Raw genomic sequence first — 19,748 nt, forward strand, 5'->3', positions numbered from 1 at the left:
TAAATCCCCTCTTGCAGCTTTCATCCCCGGCTTACGAGACATTGATCTCTAAAAATTTTGGGGATTTTTAGGGATCAACTCCGGGGTTTTTAGCCTATCTTCTTATAAGATGATGTCAGTTATTAAGGAAGTTGATGGTAATTATGAATTTACTGGTTTTCGGAATAATCGTGGTTTATCTCGGTGGTGTGTGGAAATTTTGGACTGGATTTGGTAGGACTAATTTTAATCAAACTTTACCTAATCGGATCGGTTTGGCTGTGCTATGGCCTGCTTTGTTTTTAGCTAATTCATCCTATCGTCGCAATTTTCAAAAGGCACTGAAGGGATAATTAATTCGTAATTACCCATTACGAATTAATTATTTTCGTTAAAAATTGTGTTAAGGGGCTAAAAAGCCTGAATCCATTCTTTAACAAAATACTCTGTCCAAATGCCGTTTTGCCAATAGGGATCTGATTCCACTAATTGACGAACGGTGTTTTCGTCTTCAGCTTCGTAAATAGCAAAGACTTGAGTTACATCTTTTGTTGGACCAATGGTAATTAAAATTCCAGATTCTTTCTGTTGTGCTAATCCTGTTAAATGGGCTTGACGATAGGGTTCACGTTTGCTGAGAACGTCTTCACAATAGCTTCCCCACATGATGTATTTTGTCATAATTTCTGATTTGATTATTGATACTTCTTAAAAAATATAGCAACATGAGGTTTTTTAAGATAGAGATTGATGATCAAGTTTTTAATTTCACTAATATGCCTATAAGTAGGTGGGCGTTAAAAATTGTCGTTGGGGCAAGGGAACAGGGAACAGGAAGAGAGTTTTGAGTGATTTTACTTTTCTTCACATACCTTTAAATTTTTCTGTTCACCTACTTATACTTAATAATACTTATTATAATGCCAAAATATATACAGATATTTATAATTACATGAGGTAGATCCTAACCTGCTAATCGCTGGCAGGGAGGTGGCTAGGTGTGTTGTTATTACACCAGTCCCAATGAGGAAGAAACTATATTTGTCATCTATCTTGAGATAAATTTTTATTAGAATAAACTAAGATTTTGTATAACAAATCACAGTTTAATAGTTAAAAATAGAACTAATATCTCAGTTTAAAAGAGAATTAATCAAAAATATGTCTAAGCAATTTAACCGACGTAAGTTTCTGCTTTACAGTGCTGTAGGTGTTGGTAGTAGCATTTTTTTAAAAGCTTGTGCTAATAACTCTCCAAATACTGCGAATAGTCCAGCAGCATCCACTAGTACATCTCCCGTAGCTGGTACTACTGGTAAAACTATCAAGGTAGGTATTTTACATTCTCTCAGTGGCACAATGGCTATCAGTGAGAAAAGTGTGGTAGATGCGGAAAAACTAGCAATTAAGGAAATTAACGCTGCTGGGGGTGTTTTAGGTAAACAAATTGAAGCAGTTGTTGAAGATGGCGCTTCTAATTGGGACACCTTTAGAGAAAAAGCTACCAAATTGATTGACCAGGATCAAGTAGCTGTAGTTTTCGGTTGTTGGACTTCTGCTAGTCGTAAAAATGTCAAGCCAGTTTTCGAGAGCAAGGATCATATGCTCTGGTATCCTGTGCAGTATGAGGGTCAAGAATGTTCTAAAAACATTTTTTACACTGGTGCAGCCCCAAATCAACAAATTGAACCTTCTGTTGATTGGTTGTTGAAGAATAAAGGTAAAGAGTTCTTTTTAGTCGGTTCTGACTATGTTTTCCCCCGCACTGCTAATAACATTATTAAGGCTCAATTGGAGGCTTTAGGCGGGAAAACTGTTGGGGAAGATTACTTACCTTTGGGTAATACGGAAGTAACAGCTATTATCACGAAAATTAAGCAGGTTTTACCCAATGGCGGTGTAATTTATAATACTCTTAATGGTGATAGTAATGTTGCTTTCTTCAAACAGTTGAAAGGAGCGGGATTGACACCAGATAAGTATCCTTCCATGTCTGTGAGTATTGCGGAAGAGGAAGTTAAAGCCATTGGGGTGGAGTATCTAAAAGGACATTATGCTGCTTGGAACTATTTTCAAACAGTAGACACACCTGCGAACAAGAAATTTGTGGCGGCTTTTAAGAAAGAATACGGGGAAGACAGGGTAACAAATGACCCAATGGAAGCGGCCTATATCGCCGTGTATTTGTGGAAGCAATCAGTAGAAAAAGCAACTACAACTGACTTGGCGAAAGTACGGGCTGCGGCCTATGGTCAAACTATAGATGCACCTGAAGGAAAGGTGACTGTTAATGCTAATCATCACATATCAAAAATTGTGCGGATTGGTCAAGTCAGACAGGATGGACTATTTGACATTGTTTATGCTACCCCCGCACCAGTTGAACCAGTTCCTTGGAATCAATTTGTGAAAGAGACTAAGGGATTTGCCTGTGATTGGTCAGATCCTGGAAAAGGTGGTAAATACAAGAAGGGTTAATTTGGTGGTAAGTTGTCAGGGGTTAGTAATACAACAAATTGCATCTCAATAAGGTATGTATGGGCGGGCAGGATGCCCACCCCACAGGAGTTTTACTATTCATATTTGTACTTTGTTTAGTGGCAATTTGCTGTGAGATTAAAATAACTAATAACTGACAACTGACTATTAGGAATAAATTGATAATTGCAGGGATAAAATGTTAACAGGTTTCTTGGAAGCTGTATTTAATGGTGTTAGTATTGGCGCTGTTTTATTAATTGCTGCGTTAGGATTAGCTATCATATTTGGCTTAATGGGTGTCATTAATATGGCTCATGGTGAGCTAATTATGTTTGGTGCTTATACAACTTTTGTCGTGCAAAATGTTTGTAAGCAACTGGGTGGGGTTTGGTTTGAAGTTTATATATTTTTGGCTTTGATTATTGCTTTTATTTTCACTGCTGGTGTGGGATTAATTCTGGAAAAAAGTGTAATTCGTTATCTCTATGGACGACCTTTAGAAACTCTGTTAGCAACCTGGGGAGTAAGTTTAATTTTTCAACAGTTTGTCCGCAGTGTCAATTTATTATTGATCATAGCAATAGCTTTGTTTTCTGTTCTATTTTTTGGGGGTTTATGGATTTTAAATTCTCGGAATAATTTGCAGAAAATTCGTAACTGGGTTGTGGGATTTTTACTATTTTTGTCTCTAGGATTGACAATCACAATTTGTAATTTATTGAGTAAAACCTATCAGCAAGCGGTAACTTTACCTTGGTTTGGCGCTCAAAATGTGGATGTTACAGCCCCTAGTTGGTTACAATCTGGTGTATCTTTAGCTGGTGTACAATTACCTTATGCCCGGTTATTTATTATTGTTTTGACGATTATTTGTGTGGGAGGAATTTATCTATTTTTACAACGCTCTCATTGGGGATTAAGAATTAGGGCTGTTACTCAAAATCGCAGTATGAGCGCTTGTTTGGGTATTCCCACTCAAAAAGTTGATGCAATTACTTTCGCGTTGGGTTCAGGGTTAGCTGGTGTGGCTGGATGTGCAATTAGTTTACTCGGTTCTGTCGGACCAAATACTGGACAAAATTACATTATTGACACCTTTATGGTGGTGGTTGTCGGTGGTGTGGGTAATTTAGCTGGTACAATTTTGGCAGCTTTGGGAATTGGGACAATTAATTATTTGATTGGTTCGGGAACTTTGGCTTTGTTGTTGGGTGCGGTCAAGCCTTTGGCTGATTTATTTAGTTTTTTTGCAACTACAAGTATGGCTAAGGTGATGGTTTTTGCGTTAATTATTGTGTTTTTACAGTGGAAACCTGGCGGAATTTTTCCCCAAAAGGGTCGTCATGTTGATGTTTAAGTTATGGGAAATTAATCGCAGATAAACGTGGATTTTAGAAAATGGATAAAGCAGGAATGATAAAAATTAAAAAGGGGCGAAATTTAATATTAGTTGAGGTTGGGGTGGTTTGTGCGATCGCTTTGATTTTGATTTTGATGATGCCGGTTTTGCTTTCAGATTTTCGTCTGAATTTATTGGGACGATTTTTGTCTCTGGCTATTGTGGCTTTGGGAATTGATTTAATTTGGGGTTATGCTGGTTTATTGAGTTTGGGACATGGGATTTTCTTTGGTTTGGGTGGATATGCGATCGCTATGTACCTAAAATTGCAAGTCCCCACGGGGGAGTTACCGGATTTTATGTCCCTTTATGGTGTTATGGAACTTCCTGGATTTTGGCAGCCTTTTTCTTCTTTTCCCCTCTCTGTGGCTGCTGTGGTGATGATTCCGGGTTTGTTAGCAGGATTACTAGGATATTTAGTATTTCGTAATCGCATTAAGGGGGTTTATTTTTCGATTTTGACTCAAGCTGCAATTATTGTATTTTTCAATTTTTTTAATGGACAACAACAATTTTTTAATGGCACAAATGGGTTGATAGATTTTACCACTTTTCCGCCTTTATCTTGGGGAGTTAATGGCAGTGGTGCTATAGTTAGTGATAGCAAAACTCAATTTGTTTTTTATGTCTTGACGGTGGTATTTTTGGCGGCTACTTATGGGCTTTGTCGCTGGTTAACTAGTGGACGTTTTGGCCGATTATTAATAGCTATTCGTGATGATGAAAGTCGGGTGAGATTTTCTGGTTACGACCCCACAGATTTTAAAGTATTAGTATTTGCAGTTTCGGGAGCAATTGCTGGTATAGCTGGGGCATTTTACACTGTTCAAAGTGGTTCTGTATCCCCTAGATCCATGGATATTGGCTTTTCTATTGAAATGGTGATTTGGGTGGCTGTGGGGGGAAGAGGGACGCTAATCGGGGCAGTTATTGGCACTTTATTAGTTAATTATGCCCGGACTTTTTTAAGTGAACAATTCGCGGAAATATGGCTATTTTTTCAGGGTATACTATTATTAATTATCGTCATTTTGCTTCCTGACGGCATCATGGGATGGTTAAATAAACAAAATATCCCTTTTGGGAAACGTCAGCAATTAAAACCTTCTGATACCTATCCTAGTTTAGAAGAAGATATGGAGGTGAAACATGAACGCCAAAATCTTGGAAACTGAAAATGTCACCGTTAGTTTTGACGGTTTTAAAGCATTAAACCAATTAAATTTTAGTATGAATGTTGGTGAATTGCGGGTAGTAATTGGTCCAAATGGGGCAGGAAAAACTACCTTTCTGGATGTAATTACAGGTAAGGTTCAACCAACTATAGGGAAAGTATTATTTAAGGGTAAAAATTTACGTTCTTTAGCCGAACATCAAATTGCACGGCTGGGAATTGGGCGCAAATTCCAAACTCCACGAATATATCTTAATTTAACACCTTTCGAGAATTTAGAAATTACTAGTAATCGTCAGAAAAATGTCTTCTCAACCTTGTTTCGTTCTATCAATTCTGCGGAAAAAAATAGTCTTAAAGGCTTATTAGAAACAATTGGTTTAACTGCAAAAGCAAATATTCCAGCGGCTTTATTATCCCATGGAGAAAAGCAACGTTTGGAGATTGGAATGTTAGTAGCACAATCTCCTGATTTATTACTTGTTGATGAACCAGTGGCTGGTTTAACAGATGAAGAAACCTATAATATCGGTAATTTATTATCAACATTAGCCACGAGTCATTCAATTTTAGTCATTGAACATGATATGGAATTTGTGCGACAAATTGCTAAGAAGGTGACAGTATTACATGAGGGTTCAGTATTGTGTGAAGGTGATTTTGAGAAAGTCAGAAATGACCCCCGCGTTATTGAAGTATATTTAGGAAAACAGGAAGAGAATCATACCCCCCCTTAATCCCCCCTTGTGAAGCTGGGAAACAAGAACTCTGTCCCCTCCCTTTTATAAGGCGTGTACACACAAGTCAAATTACCCCCCTTAATCCCCCCTTGGAAATGGGGGAAACCGGAAAAATTACTTCCCTCCCCTTACAAAGGGGAGGGTTAGGAAAAAATAGTTAATCAGGTTAATTTTATAATGCTAAAAATTTCTAATCTTAACGTTCATTATGGTGAAAGTCATATTCTCAGAAATGTAGATTTGACTGTATTACCAGGACAGATGGTATGTTTAATTGGACGCAATGGGGTGGGGAAAACAACCATGCTAAAAACAATTATTGGCTTACTCAAACCCAGCAGCGGAATTATTAATTTTGCAGGGGAGATAATTAACGGTAAACCAACTTATGAAAGGGCGAAAATGGGTATTGGTTATGTGAGTCAAGGAAGGGAAATTATACCGCGATTAACAGTTAAAGAAAATCTGCTTTTGGGATTAGAGGCTAGACAAAAACCAGTTAAAAAACCAGAAATTCCCCCAGAAATTTTTAGCCTATTTCCAGTGTTAAAAACTATGCTTTCTCGTATGGGTGGAGATCTAAGTGGTGGACAACAGCAACAATTAGCGATCGCTCGTGCTTTAATGGGAAAACCACAACTACTCGTATTAGACGAACCAACGGAAGGTATTCAACCCTCAATCATTTTGGAAATTGAAGCCGCAGTCCGTCAGATTATTGAAACTACAGGAGTTTCCGTCTTATTGGTAGAACAGCACTTGCATTTTGTCCGTCAGGCAGATTACTATTATGCTATGCAAAAAGGGGGGATTGTTGCTTCCGGTCTAACTCAGGAACTTAGTCAAGATGTGATTCAAAAGTTTTTGACGGTTTAGTGATAAGAGAACTCCACAAAAAAAATGATCCAATTTTGTAGGATGGGCATCCTTGCCCGTCCTTGATGATTAGCGGGCAATTCGTCCCGCACCACAAGAAATTTTGGGATATTTTTTTGATTGGAAGTCTCTAATAAACCTGTGCTGCATGAGTTGTCATTGCGAGTGAAAGGAAGCAATCTCTTGACAACCGATAAACCACCTAACGCAAAAATCTCTCAAACCCTTATTCCTCTGTGTCCTCTGCGCCTCCGTGGTTCGTTAATCAGGATAATTTATTTCTTGGAAGTCCCTAATTGATAAAGCCAGGGAATAAATTCCCTGTCTCATAGCAAAAGTCGGTTAAAACCGACTGTTTTGGATTAACTTCTCAAATTCACACCAAATTTTTCAACTAAGGCTGTCCGCACTTGATTATGAACTGGTTCGATTTCATTTTCAGTAAGAGTGCGATCGCTGGCACGATATACTAAACGAAACGCTAAACTACGTTGTCCTGTGGGAACGTGTTCACCCCGATATTCATCAAACAATTCCACCGAGTTTAATAACCCTTTCCCAGCTTTATTAATGACCTTTTCAATTTCGGAAACCGTCACTTTCACAGGGGCAAAAAACGCCAAATCTCTGTCACTAGCTGGATAGGTAGAATAGGAACTGAATTTGGGAACTAGCAAATCATCATGATCCCAAGCATCCAACAGAGCATCTAAATCCAATTGAAACACATAAACGGCTTCTGGTAAATCTTTCTCTCGACGTAATTGGGGGTGAATTTGTCCGAATGTTCCCAGTCTACTACCTTTTACCCACAATGAAGCTGTGCGTCCAGGATGTAAACGAGAATCTCGATTTTCAGGTTGAAATTCTACCGTTAATTTTAGTTGTTTAAAGACACTTTCTAAAATGCCTTTGGCTTCAAACCAAGTAATCGCTTCTTCCTTACCACCTCTTGACCATTTACCGACAGTGATATCACCACCAATAATTCCAGCCAGGATTTCCGCTTCTTGTAAACCCTCTTCTTCGCGCCAGAAAATCCGCCCGATTTCAAAACCGTTTAATGCTCCATTTCCTTGCTCTATATTATATTGAAAAGCGGTAATTAAACCGGAAATTAAATCAGTGCGTAAAGCCGAATATTCAGCGAACAAAGGGTTACTTAAAATGATCTGTTTATCTTCACCTGGTTTCACCAAAGAATAATGAATTAATTCAGTCAAACCTTCAGCGCGGAGATAAGCGCGTAACCTGCGAATTAATTCTTGTTCTAAAGATAGATAACCAGCTTCGGATTTTTCTGGTAAAGTATCACAGAACTTATCATAACCATATAACCGGGCAATTTCTTCAATTAAATCAATTTCCCGTTCTAAATCGCGGTAACGATAGGGAGGTACGGTAACTGTCCAATTCCGGTCATCAATTTTGGCTAATTTACATCCTAAAGCCGTGAGAATTTTTTCGACATCTGACCCTTGTAATTCTCCTGTTTCGAGTCCTAGTTCAATCGGACCTAGCACTTCATTAACTTTATCTAAACGCAGGTTAATAGAATGTGACCAAGTAGAAATATCTGGACGATAATCGGAAATTTCTTGCTGAACAATCACCCCTGCGGCTAATTCACTAATTAAGGATAAAGCGCGGTGACAAGCTATTTCTAATTCGGCGCGATTTACGCCCCTTTCGTATCTACCAGAAGCCTCACTTCTTAACCCCGCACTGCGAGAAGAACGCCGAATAGCCACAGAATCAAATAACGCAGCTTCTAAAACTAAACTTTGTGTACCTTCATGAACTTCTGTTTCTGCACCACCCATAACACCTGCTAAAGCCACCGCTTGATTATTAGCGGTAATTAATAAATTTTGGGTTGATAAATTACGAATATTTCCATCTAAGGTTTTTAAAGTTTCCCCAGTTTCCGCAAACCGCACACCAATGATTAAATTTTCCCCCCCACCTACAGATTGTAAACGCTCTTTGTCGAAAGCGTGAAGCGGTTGTCCTCTTTCTAATAAAACATAGTTTGTGATATCAACTACATTATTAATTGGTCTGACTCCAGCAGCCCGTAAACGTTGTTGTAACCATTCAGGAGAAGCCGCAATTTTGATGTTTTCGACAACTGTACCAATATAAGCAGGACAAGCTTGGGTTTCGGAAATTTTTAAAGTGATGCTTTTCGCAGTCTTGGTATTTTCTACTTCTGCAATTGGGGGAATTGATAATTTTCCCCCAGTTAAAGCTGCTACTTCCCGTGCAATACCCACCATAGATAAAGCGTCAGCCCGGTTAGCAGTAGCGGTGACATCTAAAATCACATCTTCCAAACCCAATAGGGGACGAACATCACTACCCACCACCATGTTTTCTTCAGGGAAGATATGAATACCGTCAATATCAGTGGGTAAACCCAGTTCTTTTAAAGAGCATATCATCCCATTGGAGGGAACACCCCGCAGTTTTGCGGGTTTGATTTTTAAATCAATGTTGGGTAAATAAGTTCCTGTGGTGGCGACAGGGACATAGATATCTGCGCGGACGTTCGCAGCACCGCAAACGATATTTACAGTCTCAGCAGCCCCAATATCTACGGTACAAACGCTCAATTTGTCTGCATTGGGGTGTGGTTGACGTTCCAGCACTTTCCCCACAACTACACCATTTGCCCAAGTGCGGCGGTCTTCTATATCTTCTACTTCAAACCCTGCCATTGTCAAGGTTTCCGCCAGTTCTTCTGGGGTGAGTTTGATTTCTACGAGTTCTTTTAACCAGTTTAGAGAAATACGCATGGAGTCTGTTTGTTTAGATTTGTCTTTCGCTCTAATTTTATATATTAAGTGAAAATTATCAGATTTTTTGGCGTTGCTGATTTAATGTAGGAATTAGCCTCACGCAAAGGCGCAAAGACGCAAAGAATATGAGTTAAAGAAATCTAATTTTTCCTTTTTATAGTACAGATGTGATATGCAAACTATCTACATTTTTTTCACTGGATGTCTATTATGATTAATTTAGTAGATATCAGAATCTATTCCTATGGGAGATATGTCCACTATGGTACAGCAATTATCAGCAGAAACCACACCAGAAATCATTTATCCTGACAGCGACGGTCAACCAATGGCAGATAATACTAAACAATATCAATGGATTGTTAAAATTAAAGAAAATTTAGAAATATTATTTGCATCACGAGATGATGTATTTATTGCAGGTGATTTACTTTGGTATCCTATCGAGGGAAGTGTCAAAACTTGTCAAGCACCTGATGTTATGGTGGTGTTTGGTAGACCAAAAGTAGATAGAGGTTCTTATCAACAATGGAAAGAAAATAATATTCCTCCTCAAGTGGTTTTTGAAATTTTATCACCGGGAAATCGTACTCCCAAAATGATTAATAAATCGCTTTTTTATCAACGTTATGGTGTGGAAGAATATTATATTTATGATCCTGATACTTTAGAATTATCCGGTTTTGTGCGTTATCAAGATGCTTTTATAGCCATTGAAGATATTAATGGTTGGATAAGTCCGAGATTGGGTATCCGGTTTCAACTTGTACTTGATAATTTAGAGATTTATTATCCTGATGGTAACAAGTTTCTCACATCTGTGGAATTTGATCAACTTGCTAAACAAGAATATCAACGTGCTGAACAAGAACGTCAGGAGAAGCAAGTAGTTATTCAGCAGTATCAAGAATTATTAGCTAAGTTGCAAGAAAAGGGAATTGATTTAGATAATTTATGATTATATGGTAGGGTATTATGCACCGCGAGAAAAGAACAGGAGACATTAGAAAAAGAATATCAATCAAGTTTAAATACACTCTTACCTATCAAAAAACAACTGAAACAATGTGATTGGTTAATTGATGAAATTGTTTATCGGTTGTATGGTTTAACTGAAGAAGAAAAAGCCATAATTCAAGGATAAAAATATCCCCGACTTCTGTTTTCATTTTGTAAATAAATGATAGATTTTTCTTAGAAGTCGGGGATCTGGATTATAATAAAAATAGAATTGGTAATATCAATCATGCTAAAATACAGCCAATCAAATTGTTTACCTTCATCTAAGGAATTACCCGACTCTGACGACACACCAGTGGATAACGAACTACAAGATTTAATTCCCGGTTTATTAAAAGCCATGTTAGCCTTAATCTGGTTCCAAAGATGGGATTGGTTTTTTGGCGTAGACATGGGAATATATTATGATCCAGATAAACCTGCAATTGTCCCAGATGGATTTTTAAGTATTGGTATTCCCAGATTAATTGATGAAGATTTACGCCGCAGTTATGTATTATGGGAAGAACAAAAATTACCGATTTTAGTGTTAGAAATAGTGTCTCATACCTATAGGGGAGAATATAGCACTAAGAAAGATTTTTATGCTCAAGAATTGGGTATATTATATTATGTAGTTTATAATTCTCAGCGTAAAAGAAAACAACGTTTAGAGGTTTACAAATTAGTCAATGGAGAATATAAATTACTGTCAGGAAACCCTGTTTTTCTACCAGAGATAGGGTTAGGAATAGGAATGGAAAAAGCAACATATCAAGGAATAACTAGGGAATGGTTATATTGGTTTGATGAAAATGGAAAACGATTTTTAACACCAGAAGAAAGGATGCAACAAAGTGAGGAAAAACATTTAGAATCTGAAAGAAAATGGTTAGAATCTGAGGAAAAGGCTAATAAATTAGCAAAGATGTTAAAAAAATTAGGAGTTGATCCTGAAAATTTATAGCGTGTGAATTAAATCTGCAAAACCGTAAATACTAATTCCTAATAACAGTAATGCGGTAAATTGGGTAAGGCGTTGTTGAGTTAAAACTGTGTGGTTGTTTCCGGTGGGAGACATTGCTTCCCGGACTAATATAGAAGTTGATGCTCCCACGACAAAACTTAAACCTAGTATGATGTAGGGTTTATCTGGGACAATGGTGGAGACTGTCAGCAGAGCGATCGCTAATGTCAACATTAATAACTCCACAAATCGGGGTGGATGATCTTGAATAAATAAAATCAAGCTATTTAACCAAAAATTCCAGGTTCTCATAATTTGTCAGTTGTTAATTAACTGTTGTAGAGACGTTCCATGGAACGTCTCTATATTAAAACTAACGAGCGCCAGCTTTTACCCCTGCACCAGTTTTCTGAGTTGAGTCTTCTGGAAGTTCCACACCAAAAACTCGACAAAAGACCTTTTCTACCTTATATCCTGTATCAATGGATTCTAAAGGATCTTTCCGCAGACGGTGACGCAGACATAATGTAATTACCCGCCGGATATCGTCAACTGTTACTTCTGTCCGACCTTCAAAAGCGGTTAAGGCTTTAGCCGCACGGTTTGTCACAATGTCACCCCGCAACCCGTCCACATCTAATTCTGAACAAACTTCGGAAATTTTTACCCGGAAGTCATAGTCTAAATTAACTTGTGGTAATAAGTTTTGGGCATTGACAATTTTCTCTTGTAATGCTACTTGGGGAGCTTGGTGTTTTTCTAAATACACAGGCGGATTTTGGTCAAATTCACCCCGTTCTTCCACAATTTGCACCCGCAAAGCTGGTTCTTTCACAGTGCGGATTTCTGCGTGCATTCCAAAACGGTCAAGGAGTTGGGGACGCAGTTCCCCTTCTTCTGGGTTTCCCGAACCAACGAGAACAAACTTGGCTGGGTGACGGATAGAAATCCCCTCCCGTTCCACAGTGTTCCAACCACTAGCAGCGGAATCGAGGAGTACGTCTACCAAGTGGTCATCTAATAAGTTGACCTCATCAACGTAAAGAATACCCCGGTTAGCTTTGGCTAGGAGTCCGGGTTCAAAGGCTTTGACACCCTCAGATAAGGCTTTTTCAATGTCAATTGTCCCACAAACTCGGTCTTCTGTCGCACCCAATGGTAAATCTACCATTTGTACCTTTTTGTGAGTGACGGGAATTTCCAACCCTTGGGCTACCTGTTGACGGACTTCATCACTCATCAAGTCCGTGTCGCTGGGGTCACTGTTGAAAGGGTCATTGGCGACAACAGGGATTTCTGGTAAAAGGTCCGCCAAGGCGCGGATAGTTGTAGATTTTCCGGTGCCGCGATCGCCCATAATCATTACACCACCAATTTTGGGGTCAATGACATTTAACAGCAGTGCCAGTTTCATTTCTTCTTGACCAACGATGGCTGTAAATGGAAAGACCGCACGACGCGCACTCGCACTAGCTTGAGCAGTTGAAGTCACTAAATTACCTTAACAATATTTTTTATTACAATTCTTTATTTTGACACATTTTGGGGAGGTGGGTTGGTTGTTCGTTAAAAGCCAATCTTCTTATAAGTTTTTTAAATCTGACTTTTACAAAAAAAGCACAAGACTATGTTTATTGAGAATAAATCTGCTTCATTCTCAAGATTGTTGAGAATGATTGCAATAAGGTAACGATTTTACTAGGTTCTTGACCTCTTGACTTTTTGTGCTATTATCAAGATATATAATTTGGTGGCTATAATGTCTAAATTTTAGAATACAGAAATTGTCAGCATCAGGATAACCAGAATTTAAGAATTGACAGGATGTGAGTAAATTAAAATCCTGTTCATTGTTTGATCTTGTAAATCCTGATTCTCATAAAATTATTAAAATTATCGGAAAAATAACTGAAATTGCTGAGAAACAAGTATTATCTTCAGTAGGGATATTCCGCATTCCGCAACTATCAGTTTCTGCACAGAAAACCCAAACCGCCCATTACTATATTTGACCCACAACCCGTCAATAATGCGGAGGTCATCACAGGGAAAACTATCAATACTTTTAACATTTAACCAACCTTCTTTTTCTCGGTTTGCTACCACTAACTAATTGTAGAGAAGATTTTCTCCATAAACTATCTCGTAGGATAGTTAACGAAAACCAAGTTATTGTGGTGGAAAATCTTCATGTTAAAGGCATGATGCAAAATCACTGCCTAGCCAAATCTATTCAACAAGTTGGCTGGGGGATGTTTTGCACCATGCTTAAATACAAAGCAGAAAACGAAGGGAAGATTTATCAAGAAGTTGATAGATTCTTTCCTTCGTCGAAAACTTGTCATGTATGCCTTAATCAAGTGGGTAGTTTGCCACTTGATATAAGATTCTGGACTTGTGAAAAGTGCCAGACTAGACATGATAGAGATATTAATGCAGCAATAAACCTCAGAGATGAGGGACTACGAATTTTGACCTCTGGAACGGGGGATAAAGCGATGAAGTGTGGTCTTGGGGGTTTCCCCCATGAACAACTTCATCAAGAAGCCTGTCGCCCAGAAATAAGTCGCAGTAATAGAGGACGCAAGAAGTCTACTACTGTGCTTTCTGTTGGACAGGAAGCCGACACTGTACCGTCAGGTCAGTGTGGGTAGTTCACGTATATACCTTTCACGCAAAAGTAACTTATTACCGCACTTTTGACAATATTGAAAATTATCAGGGTTAGGAAAAAGACAGTCAGGATTAAGACATTGACGCATAGACTCACAACCAAGGCTCCGTTGTAATTTTACCCTAATTAATCAAGATTTACGCAAAATCTCTCAAAACCTCATTTCTCTGCGTCTGGAGGGGTTCATTTAAAAAAATATATAACTTAACTAACACCCAGATCCCCGATTTCTTTAAGAAATCGGGGATCTATCTTCTCAAATCATGCTACAATTACGCACTGACCTCAACCATACCCAAAAACCCCAACATCCAATTTCATGACCAAAAAACGTATTTTAGTTACAGGTGCAAGTGGCTGTATCGGTCACTATATCAGCGAAGCCTTAATTCAAAACACCAATCACGAATTATATCTCCTGGTTAGAAACCCTAATAAACTCCAAGTAGATACTACAGTCCGTCCTGGAATCACCATTCTTCAGGGTGATATGCAAGAGATTGGTAAATTCTCTAATTTACTCAAAACCATTGATATCGCCGTATTAACAGCCACTTCCTGGGGTGGTGAGGGCATTTTTGATATTAATGTCTTCAAAACTCTAGAATTAATGAATCTGCTAAATCCCGAAAGATGTGAACAGGTAATTTATTTTTCCACTGCGAGTGTTTTAAATAACGAAAACAAACCACTCAAAGAAGCTGGAGAAATTGGTACAGATTATATCCGTTCTAAATATGATTGTTTACATCAAATCGAAAAGTTAGCTATTTTTCCCAAAATTACCACGGTTTTTCCTACCTTAGTATTAGGTGGTGATGACAAAAAACCCTATTCTCATCTCACATCTGGTATTCCTGAAGTTACTAACTATATTAATTTTATTCGTTTTTTACAAGCAGATGGCAGTTTTCACTTCATTCATGGTAAAGATATTGCCACAGTTATCCAATATTTAATTGATTATCCACCACAACAGGGAGATCCCCGCCGATTTGTGTTAGGACAATCTTCCCTAACAGCAAATCAAGCCATTGAAGAAGTTTGTGCTTATTTCCGTAAAAAGATTTATTTCCGCATTCCTTTATCTTTAGGTTTAGCTAATGTAATTATTGCTGTATTCCGCATTCAAATGGCAGCCTGGGATAGATTCTGTATGAATTATCGTCATTTTAGCTATGCTAATGCCATTAATCCTAGCAGCTTTAATTTACCAAATTACTGTGCAACAATGACTGATGTTTTGAAAATTAGCAGCGTAAAAGCGGGAATTTAGATCAATACCTTGTACATTTTCTGTAGGTTGGGTTGTTCGCGTGAGCGTTGCGGAGCAATAGCACAAAATCCAACATGAGCGTCGGGTTGCGCTGTCGCTTAACCCGACCTACAAAAAATAGTTGAGAATTTCAAGCCCTGAAATTAATTTTTTTCGTTAGCTTATTGAGAAAATTCTCAAGATTATTGAGAATATAGGCTAATATAGGGTACTTCTCCTTTTTTGCCGAAGAATGATTTAAATAACTTATTGGATATATTCAGTATTGTAGGGTGCGTTAGGATGAAATCCGTAACGCACAGAATCCTTGATAATGGTGCGTTACGCTTTTAATTACTCCTGGTGCAACTGCTTATTTATTAGTCAAACGTTTACATGAAGTCATGATTTTAGGGGCGGTAATTGGGGTAATTTCTAGTATTAGCGGAATGTATCTTAGCCACTTTTATAAATTTACCTTCTGGTCTGGCTATTGTATTAGTGGTTTCGGGTTTATTTACCTTGGCTTTATTGTTTAGTCCTCGACATGGGATTTTGATTCCTAGTGGGAATAGGAGATAAAATTATCAAATTGGTAATTTCATTACATTTAATGCTTCTTTATATTTACGTTATTCCACATAAATGGACTTTGTTGGTGTAGTAGCGATCGCTAATTGCCGTTATTTGACTAAACTAGAAAAGTGTTCACAATTACCGCTATTATAATTCTTGAGGTGTTAGATCAAGAGTGCAGCAACCCAGGGGAAAGAAAATGAGAGAGATTCAAGGACAACTCCCGATTTTAGCTGGAAACAAAGGAAGATACCAACTTCTAAGACCTTTAGGAGGAGGGAGTTTTGGGGATACTTTTCTCGCTATTGACCTAAATACACTTAATCAACGTCGTTGTGTTGTTAAGCGATTACGAATTGAGAGTCATCATTCTCCTGAAATTGTTGCAGGGATCAAAAAAGCCTTTGAAAGAGAGGCTCAGGTTCTAGAAGATTTAGGGGATAAAAGTGGTAATATTCCCTCCTTATATGATTATTTTTCCTTAACTGTAACTGACCCGCAATTAAATACTCAACAAGAGTTTAATTATTTGGTTCAACAATATATCGAAGGTGAAGATCTAAGTAAAGAACTGGAACAACAAGGACGTTTTTCAGAAGCAAAAGTTTTGACTCTATTAAATAATATTTTACCTGGTTTGGACTTTATCCATAATCACAATGTTATTCACCGGGATATTAAACCTAGTAATATTGTGCGCTCCAATGCAGAAGATGACAAATTCTATTTAATTGACTTTGGAGCAGTTAAACAAGTAATTAAAGGTGATATTTCCACCACAGAAAAATCTATAGTATTTGGAACTATTTCCTATGCTCCCCCAGAACAAATCAAAAAGGAAAAAGTTGATTATTCCAGTGATTTATATGCTTTAGCTGCTTCTTGTGTGCAATTATTAACAGGTGAATTTCCAGACGATTCCCGTGACGTTAATAATCTTTGGAATTGGCAAAAATATCCCTATATTAGTGAACATTTGGGTAAGATACTAAGGCGTATGCTCCAAGAAGATCCTTATTATAGATTCCAGTCAGCAAGGGAAGTAATGGAAGCTCTGAATAAACCTGATGATAAACCACCGGGATTGAGTCCGCGTACAAATAATGGTGATAAGACAATAATTATCCCTCCTCCCCAACCTCAATTTATTAAAGTTTTATTGATAACAGCAATTATTTTGACCGCTGCTGGGGTTTTCATAACTTTGTATAGCGATCAAATTCAAAACTCCCAAGGAAGTATTAAAACTATTCCTGGTAAACTATTTACAGATAAACAATTTGGAATTGAGATCAAATATCCTCAAGACTGGAAGGCTGAAAAACAAGAATATAGTCCGTTAACCGGGGGAACTATTGCCAAAATATTCCCTAATACTTCTAGTCTGAATCTCGAAGTAGGGCTATTTATCCGTATCGAAGATATACAAAAATCTCAGACTTTATCAGAGTATAATCAGGCTGCTATCGAACAAATTAAAAAATCCGTTAGAAACGTCCAAATTCTCGAACAAAAATCGAAAAAACTAGATGATCGAGAGGGATATCAAATAGTTTATACAGGTCAAGATCAAATTCATAACTTCAGGTTTAAGTCCATGGAAGTTTGGACTATTAGTGATTCAAAAGTTTATATTCTGACTTACCGAGCAGAAGAAAAACTCTATGATCCCTTTCTCAAGGATGTAGAACAAACCATGATGAGGTCTTTTCATATAGAGCCTATTGGTCTATGAGAGGGTGTTTGAAAAGGGGCTAGAAGTATGGCTAACGCCACGCTACGCTATCAGCAAGCCTATTTATACATTAAAAACTTTTCAAATATCCTCTGAGATCCAGCGGGGTAATATACCTTCTCAATTGACATTTAGACACTAGTTATATTAACATAGGATTGACTCAAATAATCAGCTTTTTGTAACCCTCTTAATAACCTGATTTCTTATGGCTTTAGTTATGAAAAATAACCTATCAGCACCCTTAACTGGTCTGGCTTTAGCCTTGAGTGTTACTTTAGCTAGTAATCAACCCAGCCAAGCTCAAAGCCGCCAATTTACCTGTGGTTTGAGTGATAACTATCCAGTAACCGTGGTTCGTCACCCAACCAGAGGTAGTGTAGCCTTAATTGTGTGGACAAACACAAGTCAGATTAGTGATACATGGACACCTCAAAAACGTTGTCAAGAGGTATCAGATCGTTTCCAGAAACTGCAAAATAAAGGTGAACTGAAAATCCTGAAAACGGGAACAGTTAACGGTCAATATGTTATCTGTGGTTTAGGAACTAATCAGAGAGCTTGTGATAAGAAAAATGTTTTACTGACCATGACAAAGGATCGTGACCCTAAGCAAGTCCTTGAACAACTATTGAATACCCGTGTTGCCGCAAGTGGGGAAGCTGTTTACCTCAGTGGCGACCAAGAAGGACACATTAAACCAACAATCAACCGTGATGGCACAGCCAGCGTTGACATTGATCAGGTGATCAACGGTAAAAGTGAGCCGATCTGGTAAATTGGAAATTATGGGGGGAAAATCATGAGTTGGCGGATAGGAATGGTCGCTGTTTTTGCAATAGCTGGTTCTGTTTTGCCTTTGGCTCCAGTGTCGTCAGTTCCAAAACCCCCTTTTTCAATGGTTAATTTGTGGTCTGGACAGGAACAAATTCAACTTGAACAAGAAGCCCGTTTAATTACAGTTAAGATTCTGAGTAGCCCTAGAGAAAAGCGCGATCGCTCATTAGGTTCTGGTGTACTATTTTATCAAGATAAATTAACCTCAACCTATGGAGTAATTACCAATAATCACGTTTTACAAGCCGGTGAAGCTCCCTATTCTATTCAAACTCCCGACGGAAAAATTTACCGTGCTAACTCTGTGGTGCGGAAAAAACAACTGAGGGGAAATGGTTTAGATTTAGCCTTATTAGAATTTGTAGCTGACTCAGAATACAGGATTGCTACCAAATCAAATCAACAAGCTGCCATTGGAGCTTGGGTAATGTCCGCAGGTTTTCCCCTCAAAAATAGCCAAAGCAAATCCGGGAGGTTTGTGATTAAACCCGGTAAAATTCAACTGGTGCTAGATAAAGCCCTAGAGGGAGGATACCAAATTGGCTTTACCAATGATGTAGAAAAAGGGATGAGTGGAGGACCCCTATTAAATGGCGCGGGGGAATTAGTGGGAATTAATGGACTTCATGCTAACCCAATTTGGGGTGATCCTTATGTTTTTGAAGATGGTTCTTACCCAACGGACGCACAGCGAGAACAAATAAGTCAATATAGTTGGGGTATTCCCTTAGAAACAGTCAAGCAATTATTATTTGCTAAAGGCAATTCCTGATGCTTGTAATTTTGCGGGAGACAAAAAATAAAATATATAAACAAGTTTAAATCTGCTGTAAGTCTTTTTCTCAAAAAAGCCCAAGCAGATTTTACCTAAAAAAATTGTACAAAAAATAGTTGAGAATTTCAAGCCCTGAAATTAACTTTTTTCATCAGCTTATTGAGAAAATTCTCAAGATTATTGAGAATATAGGGTACTTGTGCTTTTTTGCTGAAAAATGATTTGAATAACTTATTAGATATATTCAGATGATAAGAATCATTGATAATGATGCGTTACGCTGTCGCTAACACACTCTACCTAAATGAATCTCATTTTACCCATAATCCTTGATCATGGTGCATTACTATTGAGCGAACCCAATAGACATAGACCTCTGGTGAAAATGAATGTAGAGACGTTCTATAGAACGTCTCTACAAGGGTTTCAAACCACGCACATTTAATTACCGGAGATGTCTAATCAAATCCCCAGTCGGTT

The 19,748-nt window shown here is 38.0% G+C and carries 19 protein-coding genes and 1 pseudogene; 14 read left to right on the forward strand and 6 right to left on the reverse strand.

Annotated elements, in window-relative coordinates; translation table 11 throughout:
- Window positions 1-143: 143 nt before the first annotated feature.
- Entirely contained in the window at window positions 144-332 is a 189-nt protein-coding gene (locus AA650_RS28530; protein WP_174763400.1) for a hypothetical protein, read from the forward strand.
- A 58-nt stretch (window positions 333-390) separates the two neighbouring features.
- Here AA650_RS28530 and AA650_RS00700 read toward each other — a convergent pair whose 3' ends face one another.
- Window positions 391-660, reverse strand: coding sequence for a YciI family protein (locus tag AA650_RS00700; protein ID WP_081424100.1), 270 nt, complete (start codon window positions 658-660; stop codon window positions 391-393).
- Window positions 661-1,140: 480 nt separating this feature from the next.
- On the opposite strand from AA650_RS00700, the gene urtA reads away from it, so the two are divergent.
- The 5 genes from urtA to urtE all read left to right on the forward strand — a co-directional run bounded on the left by urtA (window position 1,141) and on the right by urtE (window position 6,649).
- Window positions 1,141-2,457, forward strand: a complete 1,317-nt coding sequence (gene urtA / locus AA650_RS00705) for an urea ABC transporter substrate-binding protein (protein WP_053537569.1) — start codon at window positions 1,141-1,143, stop codon at window positions 2,455-2,457.
- Window positions 2,458-2,656: 199 nt separating this feature from the next.
- Window positions 2,657-3,817 (forward strand): ABC transporter permease subunit, encoded by a 1,161-nt coding sequence (locus tag AA650_RS00710; protein ID WP_053537570.1) that lies wholly within the window; start codon window positions 2,657-2,659, stop codon window positions 3,815-3,817.
- A 41-nt stretch (window positions 3,818-3,858) separates the two neighbouring features.
- Window positions 3,859-5,034, forward strand: a complete 1,176-nt coding sequence (gene urtC, locus AA650_RS00715; protein WP_053537571.1) for an urea ABC transporter permease subunit UrtC — start codon at window positions 3,859-3,861, stop codon at window positions 5,032-5,034.
- Entirely contained in the window at window positions 5,009-5,770 is a 762-nt protein-coding gene (gene urtD / locus AA650_RS00720) for an urea ABC transporter ATP-binding protein UrtD (protein WP_053537572.1), read from the forward strand. Before urtC ends, urtD begins: the two co-directional genes overlap by 26 nt.
- A gap of 180 nt (window positions 5,771-5,950) precedes the next feature.
- Window positions 5,951-6,649: an urea ABC transporter ATP-binding subunit UrtE gene (gene urtE / locus AA650_RS00725; protein WP_053537573.1), complete on the forward strand. Its 699-nt coding sequence runs from the start codon at window positions 5,951-5,953 to the stop codon at window positions 6,647-6,649.
- Window positions 6,650-7,011: 362 nt separating this feature from the next.
- On the opposite strand, the gene pheT is transcribed toward urtE, so the two are convergent.
- Entirely contained in the window at window positions 7,012-9,447 is a 2,436-nt protein-coding gene (gene pheT, locus AA650_RS00730) for a phenylalanine--tRNA ligase subunit beta (RefSeq protein WP_053537574.1), read from the reverse strand.
- Between the two features lie 265 nt (window positions 9,448-9,712).
- On the opposite strand from pheT, the gene AA650_RS00735 reads away from it, so the two are divergent.
- Entirely contained in the window at window positions 9,713-10,408 is a 696-nt protein-coding gene (locus tag AA650_RS00735; RefSeq protein ID WP_053537575.1) for a Uma2 family endonuclease, read from the forward strand.
- A 288-nt stretch (window positions 10,409-10,696) separates the two neighbouring features.
- On the forward strand, window positions 10,697-11,416 hold the full coding sequence (locus tag AA650_RS00740; RefSeq protein WP_199924355.1) for a Uma2 family endonuclease: 720 nt from the start codon (window positions 10,697-10,699) through the stop codon (window positions 11,414-11,416).
- On the opposite strand, the gene AA650_RS00745 is transcribed toward AA650_RS00740, so the two are convergent.
- The 3 genes from AA650_RS00745 to AA650_RS25895 all read right to left on the reverse strand — a co-directional run bounded on the left by AA650_RS00745 (window position 11,411) and on the right by AA650_RS25895 (window position 13,522).
- Complete coding sequence (locus AA650_RS00745) at window positions 11,411-11,728, reverse strand: hypothetical protein (RefSeq protein ID WP_027403494.1); 318 nt, start codon at window positions 11,726-11,728, stop codon at window positions 11,411-11,413. The genes AA650_RS00740 and AA650_RS00745 overlap by 6 nt on opposite strands.
- Window positions 11,729-11,789: 61 nt before the next feature.
- Window positions 11,790-12,908, reverse strand: a complete 1,119-nt coding sequence (gene bchI, locus AA650_RS00750; protein ID WP_053537576.1) for a magnesium chelatase ATPase subunit I — start codon at window positions 12,906-12,908, stop codon at window positions 11,790-11,792.
- A gap of 401 nt (window positions 12,909-13,309) precedes the next feature.
- Entirely contained in the window at window positions 13,310-13,522 is a 213-nt protein-coding gene (locus tag AA650_RS25895; RefSeq protein ID WP_081424338.1) for a GUN4 domain-containing protein, read from the reverse strand.
- On the opposite strand from AA650_RS25895, the gene AA650_RS00760 reads away from it, so the two are divergent.
- The gene (locus tag AA650_RS00760) at window positions 13,513-14,070 is read left to right on the forward strand and encodes an RNA-guided endonuclease InsQ/TnpB family protein (protein ID WP_234413262.1); all 558 of its coding nucleotides are present in this window, start codon (window positions 13,513-13,515) and stop codon (window positions 14,068-14,070) included. The genes AA650_RS25895 and AA650_RS00760 overlap by 10 nt on opposite strands.
- Here the strand turns inward: AA650_RS00760 and AA650_RS29240 are convergent.
- Window positions 14,053-14,178, reverse strand: a complete 126-nt coding sequence (locus AA650_RS29240) for a 4-Cys prefix domain-containing protein (RefSeq protein WP_335337407.1) — start codon at window positions 14,176-14,178, stop codon at window positions 14,053-14,055. The genes AA650_RS00760 and AA650_RS29240 overlap by 18 nt on opposite strands.
- A 231-nt stretch (window positions 14,179-14,409) precedes the next feature.
- On the opposite strand from AA650_RS29240, the gene AA650_RS00765 reads away from it, so the two are divergent.
- From AA650_RS00765 to AA650_RS00780, 5 genes and pseudogenes are all read left to right on the forward strand, one after another.
- Window positions 14,410-15,366 carry an NAD-dependent epimerase/dehydratase family protein gene (locus tag AA650_RS00765; protein WP_053537578.1) on the forward strand — a complete coding sequence of 319 codons (957 nt, stop codon included), beginning with the start codon at window positions 14,410-14,412 and terminating at the stop codon, window positions 15,364-15,366.
- A 320-nt stretch (window positions 15,367-15,686) separates the two neighbouring features.
- Window positions 15,687-15,927: pseudogene (locus AA650_RS25900) on the forward strand (metal ABC transporter permease); the annotation flags it as partial.
- Window positions 15,928-16,120: 193 nt separating this feature from the next.
- Window positions 16,121-17,656: a serine/threonine-protein kinase gene (locus tag AA650_RS00770; protein ID WP_053537579.1), complete on the forward strand. Its 1,536-nt coding sequence runs from the start codon at window positions 16,121-16,123 to the stop codon at window positions 17,654-17,656.
- Between the two features lie 208 nt (window positions 17,657-17,864).
- Window positions 17,865-18,434: a COP23 domain-containing protein gene (locus AA650_RS00775; RefSeq protein WP_234413263.1), complete on the forward strand. Its 570-nt coding sequence runs from the start codon at window positions 17,865-17,867 to the stop codon at window positions 18,432-18,434.
- Window positions 18,435-18,554: 120 nt separating this feature from the next.
- On the forward strand, window positions 18,555-19,265 hold the full coding sequence (locus tag AA650_RS00780; RefSeq protein ID WP_234413264.1) for a S1 family peptidase: 711 nt from the start codon (window positions 18,555-18,557) through the stop codon (window positions 19,263-19,265).
- Window positions 19,266-19,748: the final 483 nt, after the last annotated feature.

This window comes from Anabaena sp. WA102, from assembly GCF_001277295.1.
Lineage (GTDB): Bacteria > Cyanobacteriota > Cyanobacteriia > Cyanobacteriales > Nostocaceae > Dolichospermum > Dolichospermum heterosporum.

What these genes read in the sequence shown, in the direction of transcription:
- AA650_RS28530 (WP_174763400.1), top strand. Translation starts at nt 144, where the DNA reads ATGAATTTACTGGTTTTCGGAATAATCGTGGTTTATCTCGGTGGTGTG.
- AA650_RS00700 (WP_081424100.1), bottom strand. Translation starts at nt 660, where the DNA reads ATGACAAAATACATCATGTGGGGAAGCTATTGTGAAGACGTTCTCAGC.
- urtA (WP_053537569.1), top strand. Translation starts at nt 1,141, where the DNA reads ATGTCTAAGCAATTTAACCGACGTAAGTTTCTGCTTTACAGTGCTGTA.
- AA650_RS00710 (WP_053537570.1), top strand. Translation starts at nt 2,657, where the DNA reads ATGTTAACAGGTTTCTTGGAAGCTGTATTTAATGGTGTTAGTATTGGC.
- urtC (WP_053537571.1), top strand. Translation starts at nt 3,859, where the DNA reads ATGGATAAAGCAGGAATGATAAAAATTAAAAAGGGGCGAAATTTAATA.
- urtD (WP_053537572.1), top strand. Translation starts at nt 5,009, where the DNA reads ATGAACGCCAAAATCTTGGAAACTGAAAATGTCACCGTTAGTTTTGAC.
- urtE (WP_053537573.1), top strand. Translation starts at nt 5,951, where the DNA reads ATGCTAAAAATTTCTAATCTTAACGTTCATTATGGTGAAAGTCATATT.
- pheT (WP_053537574.1), bottom strand. Translation starts at nt 9,447, where the DNA reads ATGCGTATTTCTCTAAACTGGTTAAAAGAACTCGTAGAAATCAAACTC.
- AA650_RS00735 (WP_053537575.1), top strand. Translation starts at nt 9,713, where the DNA reads ATGGTACAGCAATTATCAGCAGAAACCACACCAGAAATCATTTATCCT.
- AA650_RS00740 (WP_199924355.1), top strand. Translation starts at nt 10,697, where the DNA reads ATGCTAAAATACAGCCAATCAAATTGTTTACCTTCATCTAAGGAATTA.
- AA650_RS00745 (WP_027403494.1), bottom strand. Translation starts at nt 11,728, where the DNA reads ATGAGAACCTGGAATTTTTGGTTAAATAGCTTGATTTTATTTATTCAA.
- AA650_RS29240 (WP_335337407.1), bottom strand. Translation starts at nt 14,178, where the DNA reads ATGCGTCAATGTCTTAATCCTGACTGTCTTTTTCCTAACCCTGATAAT.
- AA650_RS00765 (WP_053537578.1), top strand. Translation starts at nt 14,410, where the DNA reads ATGACCAAAAAACGTATTTTAGTTACAGGTGCAAGTGGCTGTATCGGT.
- AA650_RS00770 (WP_053537579.1), top strand. Translation starts at nt 16,121, where the DNA reads ATGAGAGAGATTCAAGGACAACTCCCGATTTTAGCTGGAAACAAAGGA.
- AA650_RS00775 (WP_234413263.1), top strand. Translation starts at nt 17,865, where the DNA reads ATGGCTTTAGTTATGAAAAATAACCTATCAGCACCCTTAACTGGTCTG.
- AA650_RS00780 (WP_234413264.1), top strand. Translation starts at nt 18,555, where the DNA reads ATGGTTAATTTGTGGTCTGGACAGGAACAAATTCAACTTGAACAAGAA.